Source organism: Streptomyces sp. NBC_00038, from assembly GCF_026343635.1.
Taxonomy (GTDB): Bacteria; Actinomycetota; Actinomycetes; order Streptomycetales; family Streptomycetaceae; genus Streptomyces.
Genome location: NZ_JAPELQ010000001.1, coordinates 8630209 through 8644878, shown reverse-complemented (window position 1 = coordinate 8644878; position 14670 = coordinate 8630209). Strand labels below are relative to the sequence as shown.

At 67.5% G+C, this 14670-nt stretch carries 14 protein-coding genes and 2 pseudogenes; 6 read left to right on the top strand and 10 right to left on the bottom strand.

The annotated features are described in order from the left end of the window. Window positions 1-132 precede the first annotated feature (132 nt). Both OG219_RS38835 and OG219_RS38830 read right to left on the bottom strand, forming a co-directional pair. On the bottom strand, window positions 133-831 hold the full coding sequence (locus tag OG219_RS38835) for a hypothetical protein (RefSeq protein WP_266834684.1): 699 nt from the start codon (window positions 829-831) through the stop codon (window positions 133-135). A 145-nt stretch (window positions 832-976) separates the two neighbouring features. After that, on the bottom strand, window positions 977-1693 hold the full coding sequence (locus OG219_RS38830; RefSeq protein WP_266834682.1) for an ANTAR domain-containing response regulator: 717 nt from the start codon (window positions 1691-1693) through the stop codon (window positions 977-979). A gap of 113 nt (window positions 1694-1806) precedes the next feature. Between OG219_RS38830 and OG219_RS38825 the strand changes: the two genes are divergently transcribed. Then, window positions 1807-3021: a PAS domain-containing protein gene (locus OG219_RS38825; protein WP_266834680.1), complete on the top strand. Its 1215-nt coding sequence runs from the start codon at window positions 1807-1809 to the stop codon at window positions 3019-3021. Between the two features lie 24 nt (window positions 3022-3045). On the opposite strand, the pseudogene OG219_RS38820 reads toward OG219_RS38825, so the two are convergent. Then, window positions 3046-3839 (bottom strand): annotated as a pseudogene (locus OG219_RS38820) (RNA polymerase sigma factor SigF). Between the two features lie 302 nt (window positions 3840-4141). Here OG219_RS38820 and OG219_RS38815 point away from each other — a divergent pair. After that, window positions 4142-4603: a CBS domain-containing protein gene (locus OG219_RS38815; RefSeq protein ID WP_266834678.1), complete on the top strand. Its 462-nt coding sequence runs from the start codon at window positions 4142-4144 to the stop codon at window positions 4601-4603. Between the two features lie 29 nt (window positions 4604-4632). Here OG219_RS38815 and OG219_RS38810 read toward each other — a convergent pair whose 3' ends face one another. The 7 genes from OG219_RS38810 to OG219_RS38780 form a co-directional block, all read right to left on the bottom strand. Then, window positions 4633-4866 (bottom strand): DUF6158 family protein, encoded by a 234-nt coding sequence (locus tag OG219_RS38810; RefSeq protein WP_266834676.1) that lies wholly within the window; start codon window positions 4864-4866, stop codon window positions 4633-4635. Window positions 4867-5028: 162 nt separating this feature from the next. Beyond that, complete coding sequence (locus tag OG219_RS38805) at window positions 5029-6648, bottom strand: ATP-binding cassette domain-containing protein (protein ID WP_266834674.1); 1620 nt, start codon at window positions 6646-6648, stop codon at window positions 5029-5031. Window positions 6649-6980: 332 nt separating this feature from the next. Continuing rightward, entirely contained in the window at window positions 6981-8099 is a 1119-nt protein-coding gene (locus OG219_RS38800) for a glycosyltransferase (protein ID WP_266834672.1), read from the bottom strand. Window positions 8100-8146: 47 nt separating this feature from the next. Next, complete coding sequence (locus tag OG219_RS38795; protein WP_266834670.1) at window positions 8147-9316, bottom strand: glycosyltransferase; 1170 nt, start codon at window positions 9314-9316, stop codon at window positions 8147-8149. Between the two features lie 23 nt (window positions 9317-9339). Continuing rightward, window positions 9340-9948, bottom strand: a complete 609-nt coding sequence (locus OG219_RS38790) for a hypothetical protein (protein WP_266834668.1) — start codon at window positions 9946-9948, stop codon at window positions 9340-9342. Window positions 9949-9985: 37 nt separating this feature from the next. Continuing rightward, a complete protein-coding gene (locus tag OG219_RS38785; RefSeq protein ID WP_266834666.1) occupies window positions 9986-10465 on the bottom strand; it encodes a hypothetical protein in 480 nt (159 codons plus the stop codon). Between the two features lie 43 nt (window positions 10466-10508). Then, window positions 10509-11129 (bottom strand): TetR/AcrR family transcriptional regulator, encoded by a 621-nt coding sequence (locus OG219_RS38780; protein WP_266834664.1) that lies wholly within the window; start codon window positions 11127-11129, stop codon window positions 10509-10511. Between the two features lie 36 nt (window positions 11130-11165). Here OG219_RS38780 and OG219_RS38775 point away from each other — a divergent pair, with 36 nt between their 5' ends. From OG219_RS38775 to OG219_RS38760, 4 genes and pseudogenes are all read left to right on the top strand, one after another. After that, window positions 11166-11963 carry an alpha/beta fold hydrolase gene (locus OG219_RS38775; RefSeq protein WP_266834662.1) on the top strand — a complete coding sequence of 266 codons (798 nt, stop codon included), beginning with the start codon at window positions 11166-11168 and terminating at the stop codon, window positions 11961-11963. Continuing rightward, window positions 11963-12121, top strand: a pseudogene (locus tag OG219_RS38770) (leucine zipper domain-containing protein); the annotation flags it as partial. The gene OG219_RS38775 and the pseudogene OG219_RS38770, both read left to right, overlap by 1 nt. A 76-nt stretch (window positions 12122-12197) precedes the next feature. Beyond that, window positions 12198-13691, top strand: coding sequence for a bifunctional phosphatase PAP2/diacylglycerol kinase family protein (locus tag OG219_RS38765; RefSeq protein WP_266834660.1), 1494 nt, complete (start codon window positions 12198-12200; stop codon window positions 13689-13691). A gap of 104 nt (window positions 13692-13795) precedes the next feature. Continuing rightward, on the top strand, window positions 13796-14617 hold the full coding sequence (locus OG219_RS38760; RefSeq protein ID WP_266834658.1) for a class I SAM-dependent methyltransferase: 822 nt from the start codon (window positions 13796-13798) through the stop codon (window positions 14615-14617). Window positions 14618-14670: the final 53 nt, after the last annotated feature.

Below are 14670 nucleotides of genomic sequence, written 5' to 3'. Positions count from 1 at the left end.
TGCGTACAGCTTCCACTGCTCCTGTCTCATAACTCGTCCAGCTCCGCTCGATCTCGTCCAGTCCCGCTCGAGCCCCTGTCCCCCTGTACCCGGCGTCTTGTCACCCCACGGGCGGTTGCCTCCGTCGCGGCGTCAGCCGTCCGCCGACGCGTCCTTGTTCCGCAGGCGGTATACGGCCGCGCCCAGCGCGCCGGTGATCAGGACGCCGCCGGTGATCAGGGCCGGGAGGGAGTCGGAGAAGGTGCCGCCCTCGCCGGCTCGGACGCCGCGCTGGACCGGGGCGGGGCGCTCCACGGTGCCGCGGGCGGTGGCGGTGCCACGGGCCACGGTGTACTTGGCGGTCCACTGTTTCTCGCGGCCACCGGGTGCCACGGGGCACACGCCGTCGACGCCCCACTCGTTCTCGGGAGCGCCGCCGGAGTCGGGACCTACGCCGGCGCCACCGGAGTCGGGGCCCACGGCGCCGCCACCGACGTCGGGGTTCTCGCCTGCGCCGCCGGAGTCGGGGTTCTCGCCGGGCGGGATGCGGGCCGTGCCGCTGTACGCGGCGGCCGCCGCCACACTTCCGTCGCTGCCCGCGCCCTCGTCGTTGCCCGCGACCCGGCGCAGCTGGACCTTGCCCTCCTCGAAGCCCTTCGAGTTGGCGTCGATGAAGTCGGGCGGGGCTCCGCCGATCGCGTCGCAGGTGACGGAGATGGTGACGGTGCCGCCGGGCTCGACGGAGCCCGGGGTGACCTCCGCGGCCGGATCCGCGGACGCGGCCGAGGCGGCGGCCCCCAGGGCGACGCCGGCCAGGGCGGTGGCGGACAGGACACGGGCGGTACGGCGCATGGGCTGGGCTCCTTCGGCGGGGCACGGAAGGGGGCACGGCCGTCGTGCCCCCGGGGCCCATCACAGCCCGCCGGGGCGCCGGGCGCCCGCCGCCGGGCACCATTCGCGCTACCCGCACCGCCGGGTGGGTGACGGTGCGGGACCGTCAGTTGTGGAGCGAGACCAGTTCCTTCTCCAGGCCGCGGCCGCGCTTGTCCACGACGGCCGCCGCGACCTCGGACAGTTTGCGGTTGGTGCCCTGGGAGATCCGGCGCAGCACCCCGAAGGCGGTGTCCGCGTCGCAGCCCAGCACATGCATGACGATGCCGCAGGCCTGGTCGACGACGGGCCGGGAGCGCAGTGCGGCACCCAGCTGGTCCACCTCGGTGAGCGCGGCACGGTAGGAGCGGTCGCGGACCAGGCAGCTCGCGGCGAGGTCGCCGAGCGCGCGGGCGGGGCCGTGCGGGGCGTCTTCCAGGGCGCCGGGGCGGAAGCTGTAGAGGCTGAGGGTCACGGTCAGCCCGGAGCGCCGGAAGGGGATGGTGACGCTGGAGCGCACGCCCGCGTCGAGGGCCATGGCGCGGTACGCCGGCCAGCGCTCGTCGCTGAGCAGGTCCGCCGAGTCGACGGGCTCTCCGCGTTCCAGTGCGGCCGGGATCGGTCCGTCGCCGGAGCGCAGCTGCACGGAGACGAGTCCGGCGAGGTCGGGGTGGGTGACCGCGGCGGGCCGTTCCGCGCCGCCTTCGGCGACCATGCTGCTGGCGCCGCAGCAGTCGGTGGTGCAGCGGGCGGCCTGCTCGACGAGTTCCGACAGCCTCCTGCCGGGGTGCGCGGACTCGGGTGATTCCGTTCCCAGATGGCCGAGTTGCTCGGATTCCGGCATGGTTCACTCCTTCGTCTTCTCGTCGCCTTCCCGCTCACCTGCGTGGAAAACTGGTCCTGTGGGTTCCACCCCCCGCCGCCCCCGGAACCTCAGGTTCGGGTTACGTTCATCGCATGGCGGAGACGGATGAATTCGGTGAAGAACTCGCGGATTTCGTGCGCCGTGTCGCGGAGTTGAAGTCGGCACGCTCCGTGCCCGCCGACGAGCTTCCGACGGTGCTCGACGCGGCGATCTTCGAACTGGACCATGTGGCGGACCAGTTGTGGCCCAGGTTCCAGCAGCTGTCCTCCGACGGCCCGTCCGGCATCGCCTCGACCGACCGCCAGGAGCAGCAGCTTCTCAAGGCACTTTTCCAGCGGGTGCCGGTGCCGGTCGCGCTGGTGGACCGCGAGACGGTGGTGCGCCGGCTGAACTTCGCGGCGGCATCCTTCACCGGTGTCCGGGCCGGCTATGCGACGGGCCGGCCGCTGACCGGGTTCCTCGCGCACGCCGACCGTGCCGCGTTCCGCTCACAGGCGGCGGCGGTGGCGCGAGGCGACGGCGACCGGAGTCTCACCGTGCACCTCCAGCAGCAGCCCTCGGCGCCGGTGCGCGCGACCCTCACCGCGCTGCGGCCCAGCGGCGAACCGCGGTCCGCCGTCCTCGTCGTACTACAGCCCGCGGATTCCCGGGTGCCCTCGGGCGCGAACACGCCCGGCCCGGCGCCGAACCTCACCGAGACCACCCGGCACACGGTGCTGATGGACCTGGTGGACGCCATGACCACGACGCTGCTGAGCGCGTCCGGCGAGGACCGGTCCACGGTTCCCGAACGGGCGGCCGGGGTGCTGCACGGGCGGTTCGCGGACTGGGTGGTGGTGGACACCGGGGCCGCGCGCCTGTCCCGTACGACTGTCCTCGGACCGTCGGACGCCCCGGGACTGGCGGACGCCTCGGGCCCGTCGGGCACCCCAGCGCTGTCGGACGCCCAGGGACCGTCGGAGGTCCAGCGGCCGTCGGCGTACGCCGAGGTGGTCGCGGCCCTGGCCGCGCAGGATCCCGCCGCGTGCCCCCTCGTCGTCGAAGCGGCACGCGGCGGTTCCACGGCCTTGCAGGTGCGCCCCGAGGACCCGGACGTCTTCGGCCGGGACACCTCGGGCGACCCCTTCCTCGTACGCGCCAATGTGACGTCGCTGCTCTGCGTGCCCCTGACCTCCGCAGCAGGACCCGTGCGGGGGGTCCTCACCCTGTTCAGGAGCGGTGGCCGGCTGGCGTTCTCGATGGCCGAGGCGCAGGCGATGGACATGATGTCCCGTCATATCGCCCTGGCTATGGCGCGGTTGAACTGATGCACCCCCCTGGGGCCGCGTCCGCTAGGCCGCGTCCCGCATGACCTGGTCGCGCAGTCGGTCGCAGCAGCGGCTGATCAGCCGGGAGACGTGCATCTGGGAGATGCCGAGCTCCTCGGCGATGCTGCTCTGGGTCATGTCGCCGAAGAACCGCATGTAGAGGATGGCGCGTTCACGTTCGGGCAGGGCGTGCAGCCGGGGCTTGACGGCCTCGCGGTCGATGACGGTGCCAGGGCCGGATCGGGTGAGCCGAGGGAGTCACTGAGCGAGTAGCCGTCCTCGCTGCCCGGGAACTCGGCGTCGAGGGAGAGCGCGGTGAAGCTCTCCAGGGCCTCCATGCCGGTCCGGACGTCCTCCTCGCTCATCCGGGCGTGCTCGGCGACCTCTGCGACGGTGGGCCTGCGGCCCGTGATGGTCCCCGCCAGGTCCTGGTTCGCGGACCGCACGCGGTTGCGCAGATCCTGGACCCGGCGCGGTACGTGCAGGGTCCACATGTGATCGCGGAAGTGCCGCTTGATCTCGCCGGTGATGGTCGGCACGGCGTAGCTCTCGAAGGCGTTGCCGAGCTCGGGGTCGTAGCGGTGGACGGCCTTGACCAGGCCGAGTGCCGCGACCTGGCGCAGGTCGTCGTAGCTCTCGCCGCGGTTGCGGAACCGTCCCGCGATCCGTTCGGCCATCGGCAGCCAGGCTTCGACGATCTCCTCGCGGAGTGCGTCGCGCTGTCGGCCCGGGGGAAGCGTGGCGAGCCTGCGGAATGACCCCGCGGTGTCGGGGGCGTCGTCGTACGGATGGCGATTCGCGCTCGCTCGAGTTCGCATGATGCGTCGCAACTCCCTTACAGGTGCCTTGGGTTGGACAGACACCGTGGGAGCTCATCCGTACGCCGGACAGGCACACCCGGGGCGCGTGATACACCGCTCCCACGGACGTGCCTCCTGTCCGAAGCACTGATACTGCGCCTGCCCCGGCGGATGCGGCACAAACCTCAAGAACCCGGCAAGGAAGCCGAAGGCAAGGCATGGGCGCCCGGCTCGGGGGTACTGCGGGCCTCGTCACACCGGCGTACCCGCACCCCCGCACCCCCACAGCCGGCGAACGCAGGAAGGCAGGCCGAGCAGCCATGGCAGATTTCGTCAGGGAAGCCAGGGAAGTCAGGGAAGTCATGACGCCGGGTGTCGTCGCGGTCCGCCCGGACGCCTCGCTCGTGGAGGCCGCGCAGCTGATGCGCGCCCAGGACATCCGCGGTGTCCTGGTGGTCGGCCACCACCGGGTGATCGGGGTCCTCACCGACCGTGACATCGCGCTGCGCGCAGTAGCCGACGGTGCCGATCCGCTGACCGTGAGCGCCGAGGCCGTGTGCACCCGCGATCCGGTGGTGATCGGCCCGGAGGACGCGGTGTCGGCCGCGGCGAAGCTGATGCGCGACCACGCGGTACGCCGGCTCCCGGTCGTCGAGGACGGCCGGCCGGTGGGGATGGTGAGCCTCGGTGACCTCGCGGTGGCGGTGGACCCGGGCCCGGGGAGCACACCGAGGTACGCGCACGACCGGTGGCAAGGTCACCCGACCGCCCCTGAGGACTGAGCAGTTCGACCTTTGGAGGCAGACGCAGGTCACTCCCCGGCAGGGCCCCGTTCCCGGGCTCCCTCACGCGTCCGGCCCGCTGTGACGGGGCGGCGCGGGTGGCGGCGCAGGTACTCGCCCTCCAGTTGCGCCATGCGGTCGTTGTGGGTCCGCAACGCGTCGTTCGAACCGTGCAGCAGCGTGTCGTGGCGCGTGCGGTGGATCGTCTCCAGCTCTTTCATCAGCTGCTGGTCGTCCAGCCGGCCCGGGTCGACTCCGGTCATGGTGGTACCCCGCTCGTCGTGGCCTTCGGCGCGGTCCGGAGACCCGCCCGGCGAGTTTGCCCCGAGCGGCGTCCGGGAGGGAGCCGTGGATCCCGCCGTCTCCCTCCACTCTACGAACATCCGGGGTCGCGGTCCTCCCGACCGGACCCCCGATTCCAGGCGTTACCGGGCCCGCTCCACGCGCCGCTCGTCCCAGACCGGCTCCTGGGTCTCCCGTACCCGGCCGTCGGAGCCGAAGACCAGGTAGCGGTCGAAGGAGCGCGCGAACCAGCGGTCGTGGGTGACCGCGAGAACCGTCCCCTCGTACGCCTCCAGGCCCTCCTGGAGGGCCTCCGCGGAATCCAGGTCGAGGTTGTCGGTCGGCTCGTCGAGGAGCAGGGCCGTGGAGCCCGCCAGCTCGAGCAGGAGGATCTGGAAACGGGCCTGCTGGCCGCCGGACAGCTTCTCGAACCGCTGCTCGGCCTGTGCGGTCAGCTCGTAGCGGCGCAGCCGGGACGAAGCAGCGCCACGGTCCTGGGCGTGCTCGGTCCACAGGATGTCGAGCAGGGTGCGGCCCTCCAGCTCCGGGTGGGCGTGCGTCTGCGCGAAGTGGCCCGCCACGACGCGGGCGCCGAGCTTCCACTCCCCCGTGTGCGCGACGGTGTCGCCGGCGAGCAGCCGCAGGAAGTGCGACTTTCCCGAGCCGTTGGAGCCGAGGACGGCGACCCGTTCGCCGTAGAAGACCTCCAGGTCGAAGGGGTTCATCAGGCCGGTGAGCTCAAGTCCCTTGCAGGTGATGGCCCTTACTCCGGTACGGCCGCCGTGCAGCCGCATCTTGATGTCCTGCTCGCGCGGCGGCTCCGGAGGCGGCCCCGCCTCCTCGAACTTCCGCAGCCTGGTCTGCGCGGCCTGGTAGCGGGACGCCAACTCATGGCTGATGGAGGCCGCCTGACGCAGATTCAGCACCAGCTTCTTCAACTGGGCATGCTTCTCGTCCCAGCGCCTGCGCAGCTCCTCGAACCGGGCGAACCGCTCCCGCCGCGCCTCGTGGTACGTCGCGAAGCCGCCGCCGTGCACCCAGGCGTCCGCTCCGGCGGGGCTGGGCTCGACGCTGACGATCTTCTCGGCGGCGCGGGCCAGCAGCTCCCGGTCATGGGAGACGAACAGGACAGTCTTGCGGGTCTCCTTGAGCCGCTCCTCCAGCCAGCGCTTTCCGGGTACGTCGAGATAGTTGTCCGGCTCGTCCAGGAGCAGCACCTCGTCGGTGCCGCGCAGCAGGGCTTCGAGCACGAGCCGCTTCTGCTCACCGCCGGACAGCGTCCGCACCTGGCGCCACTGCGCCTTCTCGTACGGGATGCCGAGCGCGGCCATGGTGCAGATGTCCCAGAGGGTCTCGGACTCGTACCCCTGCACCTCGGCCCAGTCGGAGAGCGCCTGCGCGTACCCGAGCTGCGCGGCCTCGTCGTCGACGGTCATCATCGCGTGCTCGGCCGCGTCCACGGCCTTCGCGGCCTGCTGGATCCGCGGCGGCGCCACGGACACGAGCAGCTCCCGTACGGTCGTCTCGTCCCGCACGGATCCCACGAACTGGCGCATCACCCCCAGCCCGCCCCCCACGGTGACGGTCCCCCCGTGCGCCTTCAGCTCCCCCGAGATCAGCCGCAGCAGCGTCGTCTTCCCGGCCCCGTTGGGCCCCACCAGGGCGACGACGGCCCCTTCCCCCACCCGAAACGACACATCGCCGAGCAGCGCCCTCCCGTCGGGAAGGTAGTACTCAAGATGCGCGGCTTCGAGATGTCCCATGGGGGTGCATTCTCCGGGGGCGGGCCGCACTGGGCAAACGCGTTTCTTCGCCCCCTCCGCCTCTGCCCATTCCCGTCCCTTGGGCGACCCGCCCCCAAACCCCCGCTCCTCAGGCCGTGCAGGCCGACAGCGGGGGATGTCCGACGGGGCGCTACGAACGCAATGAGGCGTGTCCACATTGGCTGCTCGGGAAGGCGATGTAGATGGCGTTCTTGCGGGAGCCTGAACGCAGGCGCCGCAGCATCCGCCCCGGCGCTCACAAGCCTGCGAGGCAGGTACTTCTCCGCCACGCACCGGTCCGCCCCGCTTCCGGGGACTTGGGTTCATCAGCCTCAGGGACGGGACACTTGTTCATACAGATCTCGCAGTCGCATGACATAGTTGGCAGATCTGCACCTCTGCGTCGAACTGTAAGCGTCCGCGGAGATTTGCGGGCGACACGTCCGACCGGAGATGACTCGGTGAAGAGTGTCGGCCAGCCCGTCAGGCGACTTATCGGAGAGAATTCGCTTGCCCCCCTTGGCCAAGTATGGATCGGTAACAACCACGGGAATCCCCAAGCATTCTGCCTCGTCGATTACCAAACCCTGGGTCTCAGTGTCCGATGTATGACAGAGAACGTCCGCAAGTGCGAACACTGCACCCATTTGATGATGAGGAACGGGTTGAAGGATGGTGACACCTTCCTCAAGACCGAATCCAGTAACGGACTTCCACAACTCGGTACGATGACGGCCTTCTCCGACCAGAAGAAGATGTGAGTCGGGATTGCCCTTTCGCAACTCCACGAACGCTTGAATGAGAAGATCCCAGCTCTTCTCCTTTCTGAGACGTCCTACACCGAGAACGACTCTCGCCTGGGACCGGATACCCAGACTCAGTCTGAGACGAGCAACCTCATCCTCCAACGGAACCTTGACATCGACCGGCGAGGGAAGGTGCACTACTCGAGTTTCTACGCCCATTCCGGACAGTTGAATCTCCGACTTTTCACTCAGGACGATGACCGCATCCGCCACGTTCATCGCATTGAGGAGTGCCCGCGCGACGCGACCGGCACCGGGCCGCGATTCACTCGCCTTGGATCGTGACACCCTCAGGATTGACCAAACTCTGGCAGCCCATCTGATCTCGGAATAATATTCTTCATATGCCACATAGTCCGTATGCCAAGTAATTACGATCGGGATTCCGCTCCGGATGGCCTCTCTGATCCCGGACAGCCCAATGGGACCCAGGGTGTGGATGTGCATGACATCTACAGTGGGGTGAACCTTTCGGAGTGAAAAGAAGATCGGCATTCTGTAATCACGTCCGGGGATTGGCACCGACCGGACTGCCGAACACCCCGCGACAAAATCGTCGGCACTTGCCTCGGAGGGAGCCACGACAACAACTTCGTCTCCCGTGGAGCGGAGCAGTTGAGTCGTGAGACGCACAACCTGCGCCACGCCATCCGCTCGATTTAGTGGTGTGTCGCAGTAATGAGCAATGCGCATCAGGTCGCCTCTGGCTCATCAACGATAAGAGTATAGAGTCGCTCATACTGCGCAACAGTTGCTTCATTCGAGTGACGGCGGGTCACAAAGGCTCGAGCCGCCTCACCGCGAATCGCAATCTCCTCGCGCGTCATCGAACCGATGAGCCGCACAAGATCGTCTGCGTCAAACGGGTCAAAAAGCCATCCGGTTGAGCCGTCCGGACAGAGTTCCGGCAAAGCTCCTGCATCAGCGACCAGAAGGGCAGTCCCGCAGGCCATGGCCTCAAGGGCGGCAATGCATTGCAGCTCCCACCGCGAAGATAGACAGAAAAGGTCGGCCTTCTGCAGGTACGCCCGCTTCTCCGCCTCAGGTACAGGTCCCGTGAAAACGATTGACAAACCGTTCAAGTCAGTGCGTTTCGCGTCTCTGTGCACAAGGTTCTCAAGCTCTGTACGACAGCTTCCTTCTCCAACTACCGTAAGGTCGATAGCGACTTTACTCTTAATCGACTTGAATAGATTGATGAGCGCGCCTACCTCCTTGTCCGCATCCAGTCTTCCCACATACACAATTCGCAGCGGCGCATCTACCTGCGATTCACCGATCTGCAATATGCCTGGAATGAAGTAGTCAACGTCAACTCCGTTGCTGATAATTGAAACGGGAGACTCGACTCCCAGTTCCAGAGCCAGACGCCTGGCGTAAGCACTGGGGACAATGACGGCATCGAATTTATTGTTGAACCATGCCAGATAGCTGCCGAAAATTTTTTCCAGAACCACATTTCGGAGCAGGCGAGGGGCACTCAATGCGACTTGCTGCACTGTCATATGGTTGGTGCTGATTCTTGCTACGCCGAAAATCCTTGCCAGGGCCATGGCGCACAGGCCCAGCCAACCGGCATTGTGGACATGAATGACGTCGGGTTTCCATCGCCTGAATTCTTGCCAGAGCCTTAGAGGTCGCAGACGCGCTACGCGATATCGCGAATTGGACTTCAACGATCGCGACGCCACTCGGGTGATTACGGTTCCCCCATCTCGCTGCACCCCCGAGGGGCCAGTGGTACTAGGAGCCCAAACCCTCACTTCGTGAATCGCCGCGAGAGAATTAGCCAAACGCCGCTCGAAGAGTGCGCCTCCATCGAGATTTGGCCAATAATCATCGGATACCAACAACAGTTTCATAACCCCTCAAAGACATAACCCTCTCAAATGATTCGGAGGCTCACATCTGCTTCTTTCGCTTTTTCGTATGCACGCTTCTCCGCATTGTTCATCAGGTCAATTACAACATATACTGCGCATCCACAGACAGCGATCCCGAAAAGATGCAGCATCCACCATCCAATATTCCTAGAAAGGTGGGACCAATCCAACGGAGCATAGATGGAAAGTGCCCATCCACTTAGCAGAAGGACGCCGACGCCAGCCGCAGCGTACACCCCTAAGGCTGCCCCCTCGTCTCTCCTTTCAAGGTTTCTAGCGACTTCCATGCGCTTAAAGACATCCTGCCCGATCCGCTTGTTCAGACACTCTTCAAGGAAGCGGCGAATTCCCGCGCAGACTTCGCGTTCTACGTATTTTTGCAACATGAAGAAGAAAACCGCCGTCAATGCATACGGCAATGCGATTAAGAGAGCCATCTGACTCTTGGTCAGCGCGAGCGTGAGAGCCGTAATGATGAGGGCCCCCGCTGCCCCCACACCTTTATCCGCACCTGACATGAAGTCCCTCATCGCAGACTCCAGATCGGCTACTTCTTTCATTGTCGCCTGAATCGAGATCTCCTCGATTTTGTCATTATTAAGAGCCGTCACGAAACCCTCCCCCGGCCAAAATATTGTCCCTGAGGGACTATGCCAGAGTTGGCACAAGGCTGTAACCCGCAGAGGCTGTTGGAAAGACTTTCGATCTTGCGTGAGTGCTGGTCAGGAGAGCCCGAGGAGACTCAGTGGTCGGCAGAAGCTGTCGTAGGGCATCTCGCGGAGTCCGGCCGCGATGTTCATGTGGCCGACGGATCGCCGGGGGTGATCCACTGCGAGCGGACGATCTTCGCGATGCGCTCGGGGAGGCCTCACGGCTGGTCAGGTCCGTGATGACGTAGACCGTCTCGCGGCCACGCTTGCCGGTCTTGCGCTGGGTGCGGTGCCGGACGATCTTCGCGACCTGGACCGCGTGAGGGAAGCCGACGCCGAGGTCGGTGATGCTCAGGGCGCGGACGACGCGGGTCTCCAGGCGGCCGTGGGCGGCGGTGCGGTCGTAGAACTGCGCGCTCGCCTTCTGCCAGGGCAGGGCGGCGAGTTGGCGGTGCAGGTTCCTGTGGTTGCGCTTCATGGTGAAGGCGTAGTGCACCTGCTTCTTCGACTGGTGTTGCGGGTCAGGACGTTGGTGACGTGAGTTGTTGGCAGATCAGATGGTGAGCAAGTTGCGCCGTCGCGAGCAGGTCCTCGCGAGATGTGTCGCCGTTGGATCGCACTGACAATCCGTGCCAGACGCATTGGACCAGCCCGGTCAGGACCGTTGCGTTGGTGCCGGCGGCTAGTTCCCCTTCTCGGATCGCTCGTTCGATGCGTGCGAGGAGGGCCTGCTCATTCGAGTTGTGCAGTTCGGCGACGTAGGCGCTGGTGTCGAGCGTGCCTGTGCTGTCGCTCATCACGGCGCTGCTGATGAGACAGCCGGGGTGTGTGTCGCTTGGCTGGGTGAACTCGTGCACCGAGTCGGCGAGGATGCGTTTGATCACGGTCAGGATGTCGTTCTCGGCGACCGCCTGCTGATAGATCTCGCGGTACCGCTCGGCGTAGGTCCGAACCGCTTCCTCGAACAGTCCAGCCTTGCTGCCGAAGGCGGCGTAGAGGCTGGAGGTGGACAGGCCAAGGGCCGCGGTCAGGGCGCGGGTTGAGGTGCCGGAGTAGCCGCGTCGCCAGAAGAGGCGAGCTGCGTCAAGGACCACGCGGTCGCGGTCAAAGGCTCGTGGTCGCCCACGGTGTCGTTCGGTCACGCTTGCATTGTAGATCGTTTGCTCCATAATAAATTTATGGAGCAAACGATTCAGAAGAGGCTGTCGGTCGGCGGGGACAGTTGGGTGACGGTCGATGTGTACGGGGAGCCGGATGCTCCCGGCATCGTCGTCGTCCCCGGCGTGATGAGCGATGCGCACACGTGGCGCCACGTTGCGGGTGCCATCGATGCCTGGCCCTCGGTGGTAGTCGTAAACCGCAGGGGCCGCGCCCCCTCGGGGGCATTGACCAACTCGTACTCGCTGCGGACAGAGGTCGAGGACCTCGGCGTGGTCCTTGACGAGTTCGACAGCGCGCGAACGCTCTTCGGCTGGAGCTACGGAGGCTTGATCACCTTGCTGGCCGCCAACGAGCGCCCGATTCCCCAGGTGATCGCCTACGAGCCGGTGATGCGCCCATTCGGACGCCATGCACTGCCGGACCTAAAGGTCGCAGAGGAGACGGCGGACTGGGATCGCTGCGTCGAGATCGTCAATCGGCAGATCTCCGGCTTCTCCGCAGCACATGTCGACGACCTTCGGGCCGATCCCCACAGCTGGGCGACACTGCGTCGATTGAGCGGACCGCTGTACGCCGAACTCAGCACCCTCAACGCGGAACCACTTCCGGATCTGATGGCACAGCAGGCAGAACAAGCCGACCTGATCATCGGCCAGCGCAATCGCGGAACGGCCCCCTACGGAACGTCGTTCGACCACGTGCGGCAGCACGTCGCGCACGCCGAAGTCCACGAACTCCCTGGCCAGGGCCACCTGGCCCACGTTCAGGCGCCGGCAGAGCTGGGCCACCTGCTCAATAGCCTCGCCGCGATCTGATGGGCACCCACGCCAACGCACCGCTCTCCGTTGAGGGCCGCAGGCGACTGGTCGAGCGATGCCAGTCACGTCCGATCGCCCACGTTGCTGCGGAGATGAGCATCTCCAGGGCATGCGCCTCCGAGTGGGGCAACCGGTACCGCCGTCATGGTGAGCTGTGATCACCGGGACTTTGAAAGCGCCCTGGCAGGGGCGGAGGGGGCGAAAAACCCGCGCCTGGGTACCCGCACCCCCATGACCCCGATCCCAGACGTGGACCTCACCCTCCGCCCCCCGGGCCCCCGCATCCTCCGGGACCGACTCCTGAGCGCAGACTCCCGGCTCTTCGAGGCCGTGGCGACCCGCCACTGGCCGGGCGGAGACCACCTCCTGCCCCGGCTCACCCACAGCGCGAACCACGGCATCCTGTGGTTCGCCACAGCCACGGCAATCGCAGCGACCCGCACCCCGAGGGCCCGCGCCGCAGCCGCCCGGGGCCTGGCTTCCCTGACCCTCGCGTCGGTCACGATCAATACCGTCGGCAAGCGCTCGGTGCGCCGCCCCCGCCCCGTCCTGGACCCCGTCCCACTGATCCGGCAGCTCAGTCGCCAGCCGATCACCACGTCGTTCCCGTCGGGCCACGCCGCCTCGGCCGCGGCCTTCGCGACGGGTGTGGCGCTGGAGTCCCGCGGCTGGGGTGCGGCGGTGGCGCCGCTCGCGACGGCGGTCGTCGTGTCCCGCGTCTACACGGGCGTCCACTTCCCGAGTGACGTCCTCGCGGGCGCGGCCCTGGGCGTGGGCGCCGCGTACGCCGTACGGACCCTGGTTCCGACCCGCGACCAGGTTCCCCGGCCCGACCGGCCCGGCGCGGACGTGCCCGCGCTGCCCGAGGGCGAGGGGCTGGTGATGGTGGCCAACAACGGCGCGGGCACTCCGGACCAGATACACGCCCTGCGGGACGCCCTGCCGCGTGCGGAGACGGTGGAGTGTGAACCGGCCGATATCGAGGCCGAGTTGGAGAAGGCGGCGACCCGCGCCCGGGTGCTCGGCGTGTGCGGCGGCGACGGCACGGTGAACACCGCCGCCCGGATCGCCCTGCGCCACGGCCTCCCCCTCGCCGTCCTGCCGGGCGGCACCCTGAACCACTTCGCCCACGACCTCGGCGTGGAGGGCCCGCGCGATCTGATCCGAGCCCTCCAGGAGGGCAGCGCCGTACGCGTGGACGTGGGCCGGTTCTCGTCGGGCGGCACGGAGGGCGTCTTCCTCAACACGTGCAGCCTGGGCGTCTACCCGGAACTGGTACGGGAGCGGGAGCGCTGGTCCCGGCGGATCGGCGGATGGCCGGCCGGGGTGCTCGGCGCCCTGCGCGTCCTGCGCACGGACGGCCATCCGCTGCGGGCCCAACTGGGCGGCCGTACCCACCCGTTGTGGCTGCTGTTCGCCGGCAACGGCACCTATCACCGCATGGGTCTCACCCCCGCACGCCGCTTCGACCTCGCGGACGGACGCCTCGACGTACGGGTCGTGCACGGTGGCCGCCGCCCCGCCGCCCGCCTGCTGGCCGCCGCCTTCGCGGGCCCGCTGACACGCTCTCCCGCCCACGCGGCCGTACGGGTGCGCCGGCTGCGGGTGGACGGCGTCGCGCCCGGCACCCTCCTCGCGTACGACGGTGAAGTCACGGAGGTGGAGGGCGAGGTGACGCTCCAGAAGATTCCCGAGGCACTGACCGTCTACCGCCCACGCCCCTGACCATGGCGTCCATATTTCAAGACGCAGGTCTCACTATTCGACATTGGCGCGTACCGTGATCCGTACCCGCCGAGAAGTCGATGAGGACGAGAAGGGGAACGGTCATGTCGAAGTCCCAGGAGACCGCCGTCTACACCCACGGCCACCACGAGTCCGTGCTGCGCTCGCACGTCTGGCGCACCGCCGCCAACTCGGCGGCGTACCTGCTCGACTCGCTGAAGCCACACATGAAGATCCTGGACATCGGCTGCGGCCCGGGCACCATCACCGCCGACCTGGCGGAACTGGTTCCCGACGGCCATGTCACCGCCGTCGACCACGCGCCGGGAATCCTGGACCAGGCCCGCGCCACCGCCACCGAACGCGGCCTGGACAACGTCGAGTTCGCGGTCGCGGACGTGCACGCGCTGGACTACCCGGACGACACGTTCTGCGTGGTCCACGCCCATCAGGTGCTCCAGCACGTGGGGGACCCGGTCCAGGCGCTGCGCGAGATGTACCGGGTGACCAAGCCGACCGGGTACATCGCCGTCCGCGACGCGGACTACGCGGCGATGGCCTGGTATCCCGAGGCGCCGGGCCTGACCGACTGGCAGGACCTGTATGTGCGCGTCGCCCGCGCCAACGGAGGTGAGCCGGCCGCCGGACGGCGTCTCAAGTCCTGGGCACTGGCGGCCGGCATCCGGGACATCACCGCCACGTCGAGCACGTGGACCTTCACCACCGAGGACGAGCGGGAGTGGTGGGGCGGTCTGTGGGCCGACCGCACACTGGCCTCGGCATACGCGGACCGCGCCACGGAGGGCGGTCACGCGACCGCGGAGCGGCTCCAGGCGGTGTCGGACGCCTGGCGGGAGTGGGCGCGGCAGGAGGACGGCTGGTTCTCCGTACTGCACGGAGAGATCCTCTGCCGAAAGGAAGTCTGATCCGCCCACCTGGGTATCGGTGGTAACCCCGTTACCGTAGGCCGGTCCCAACT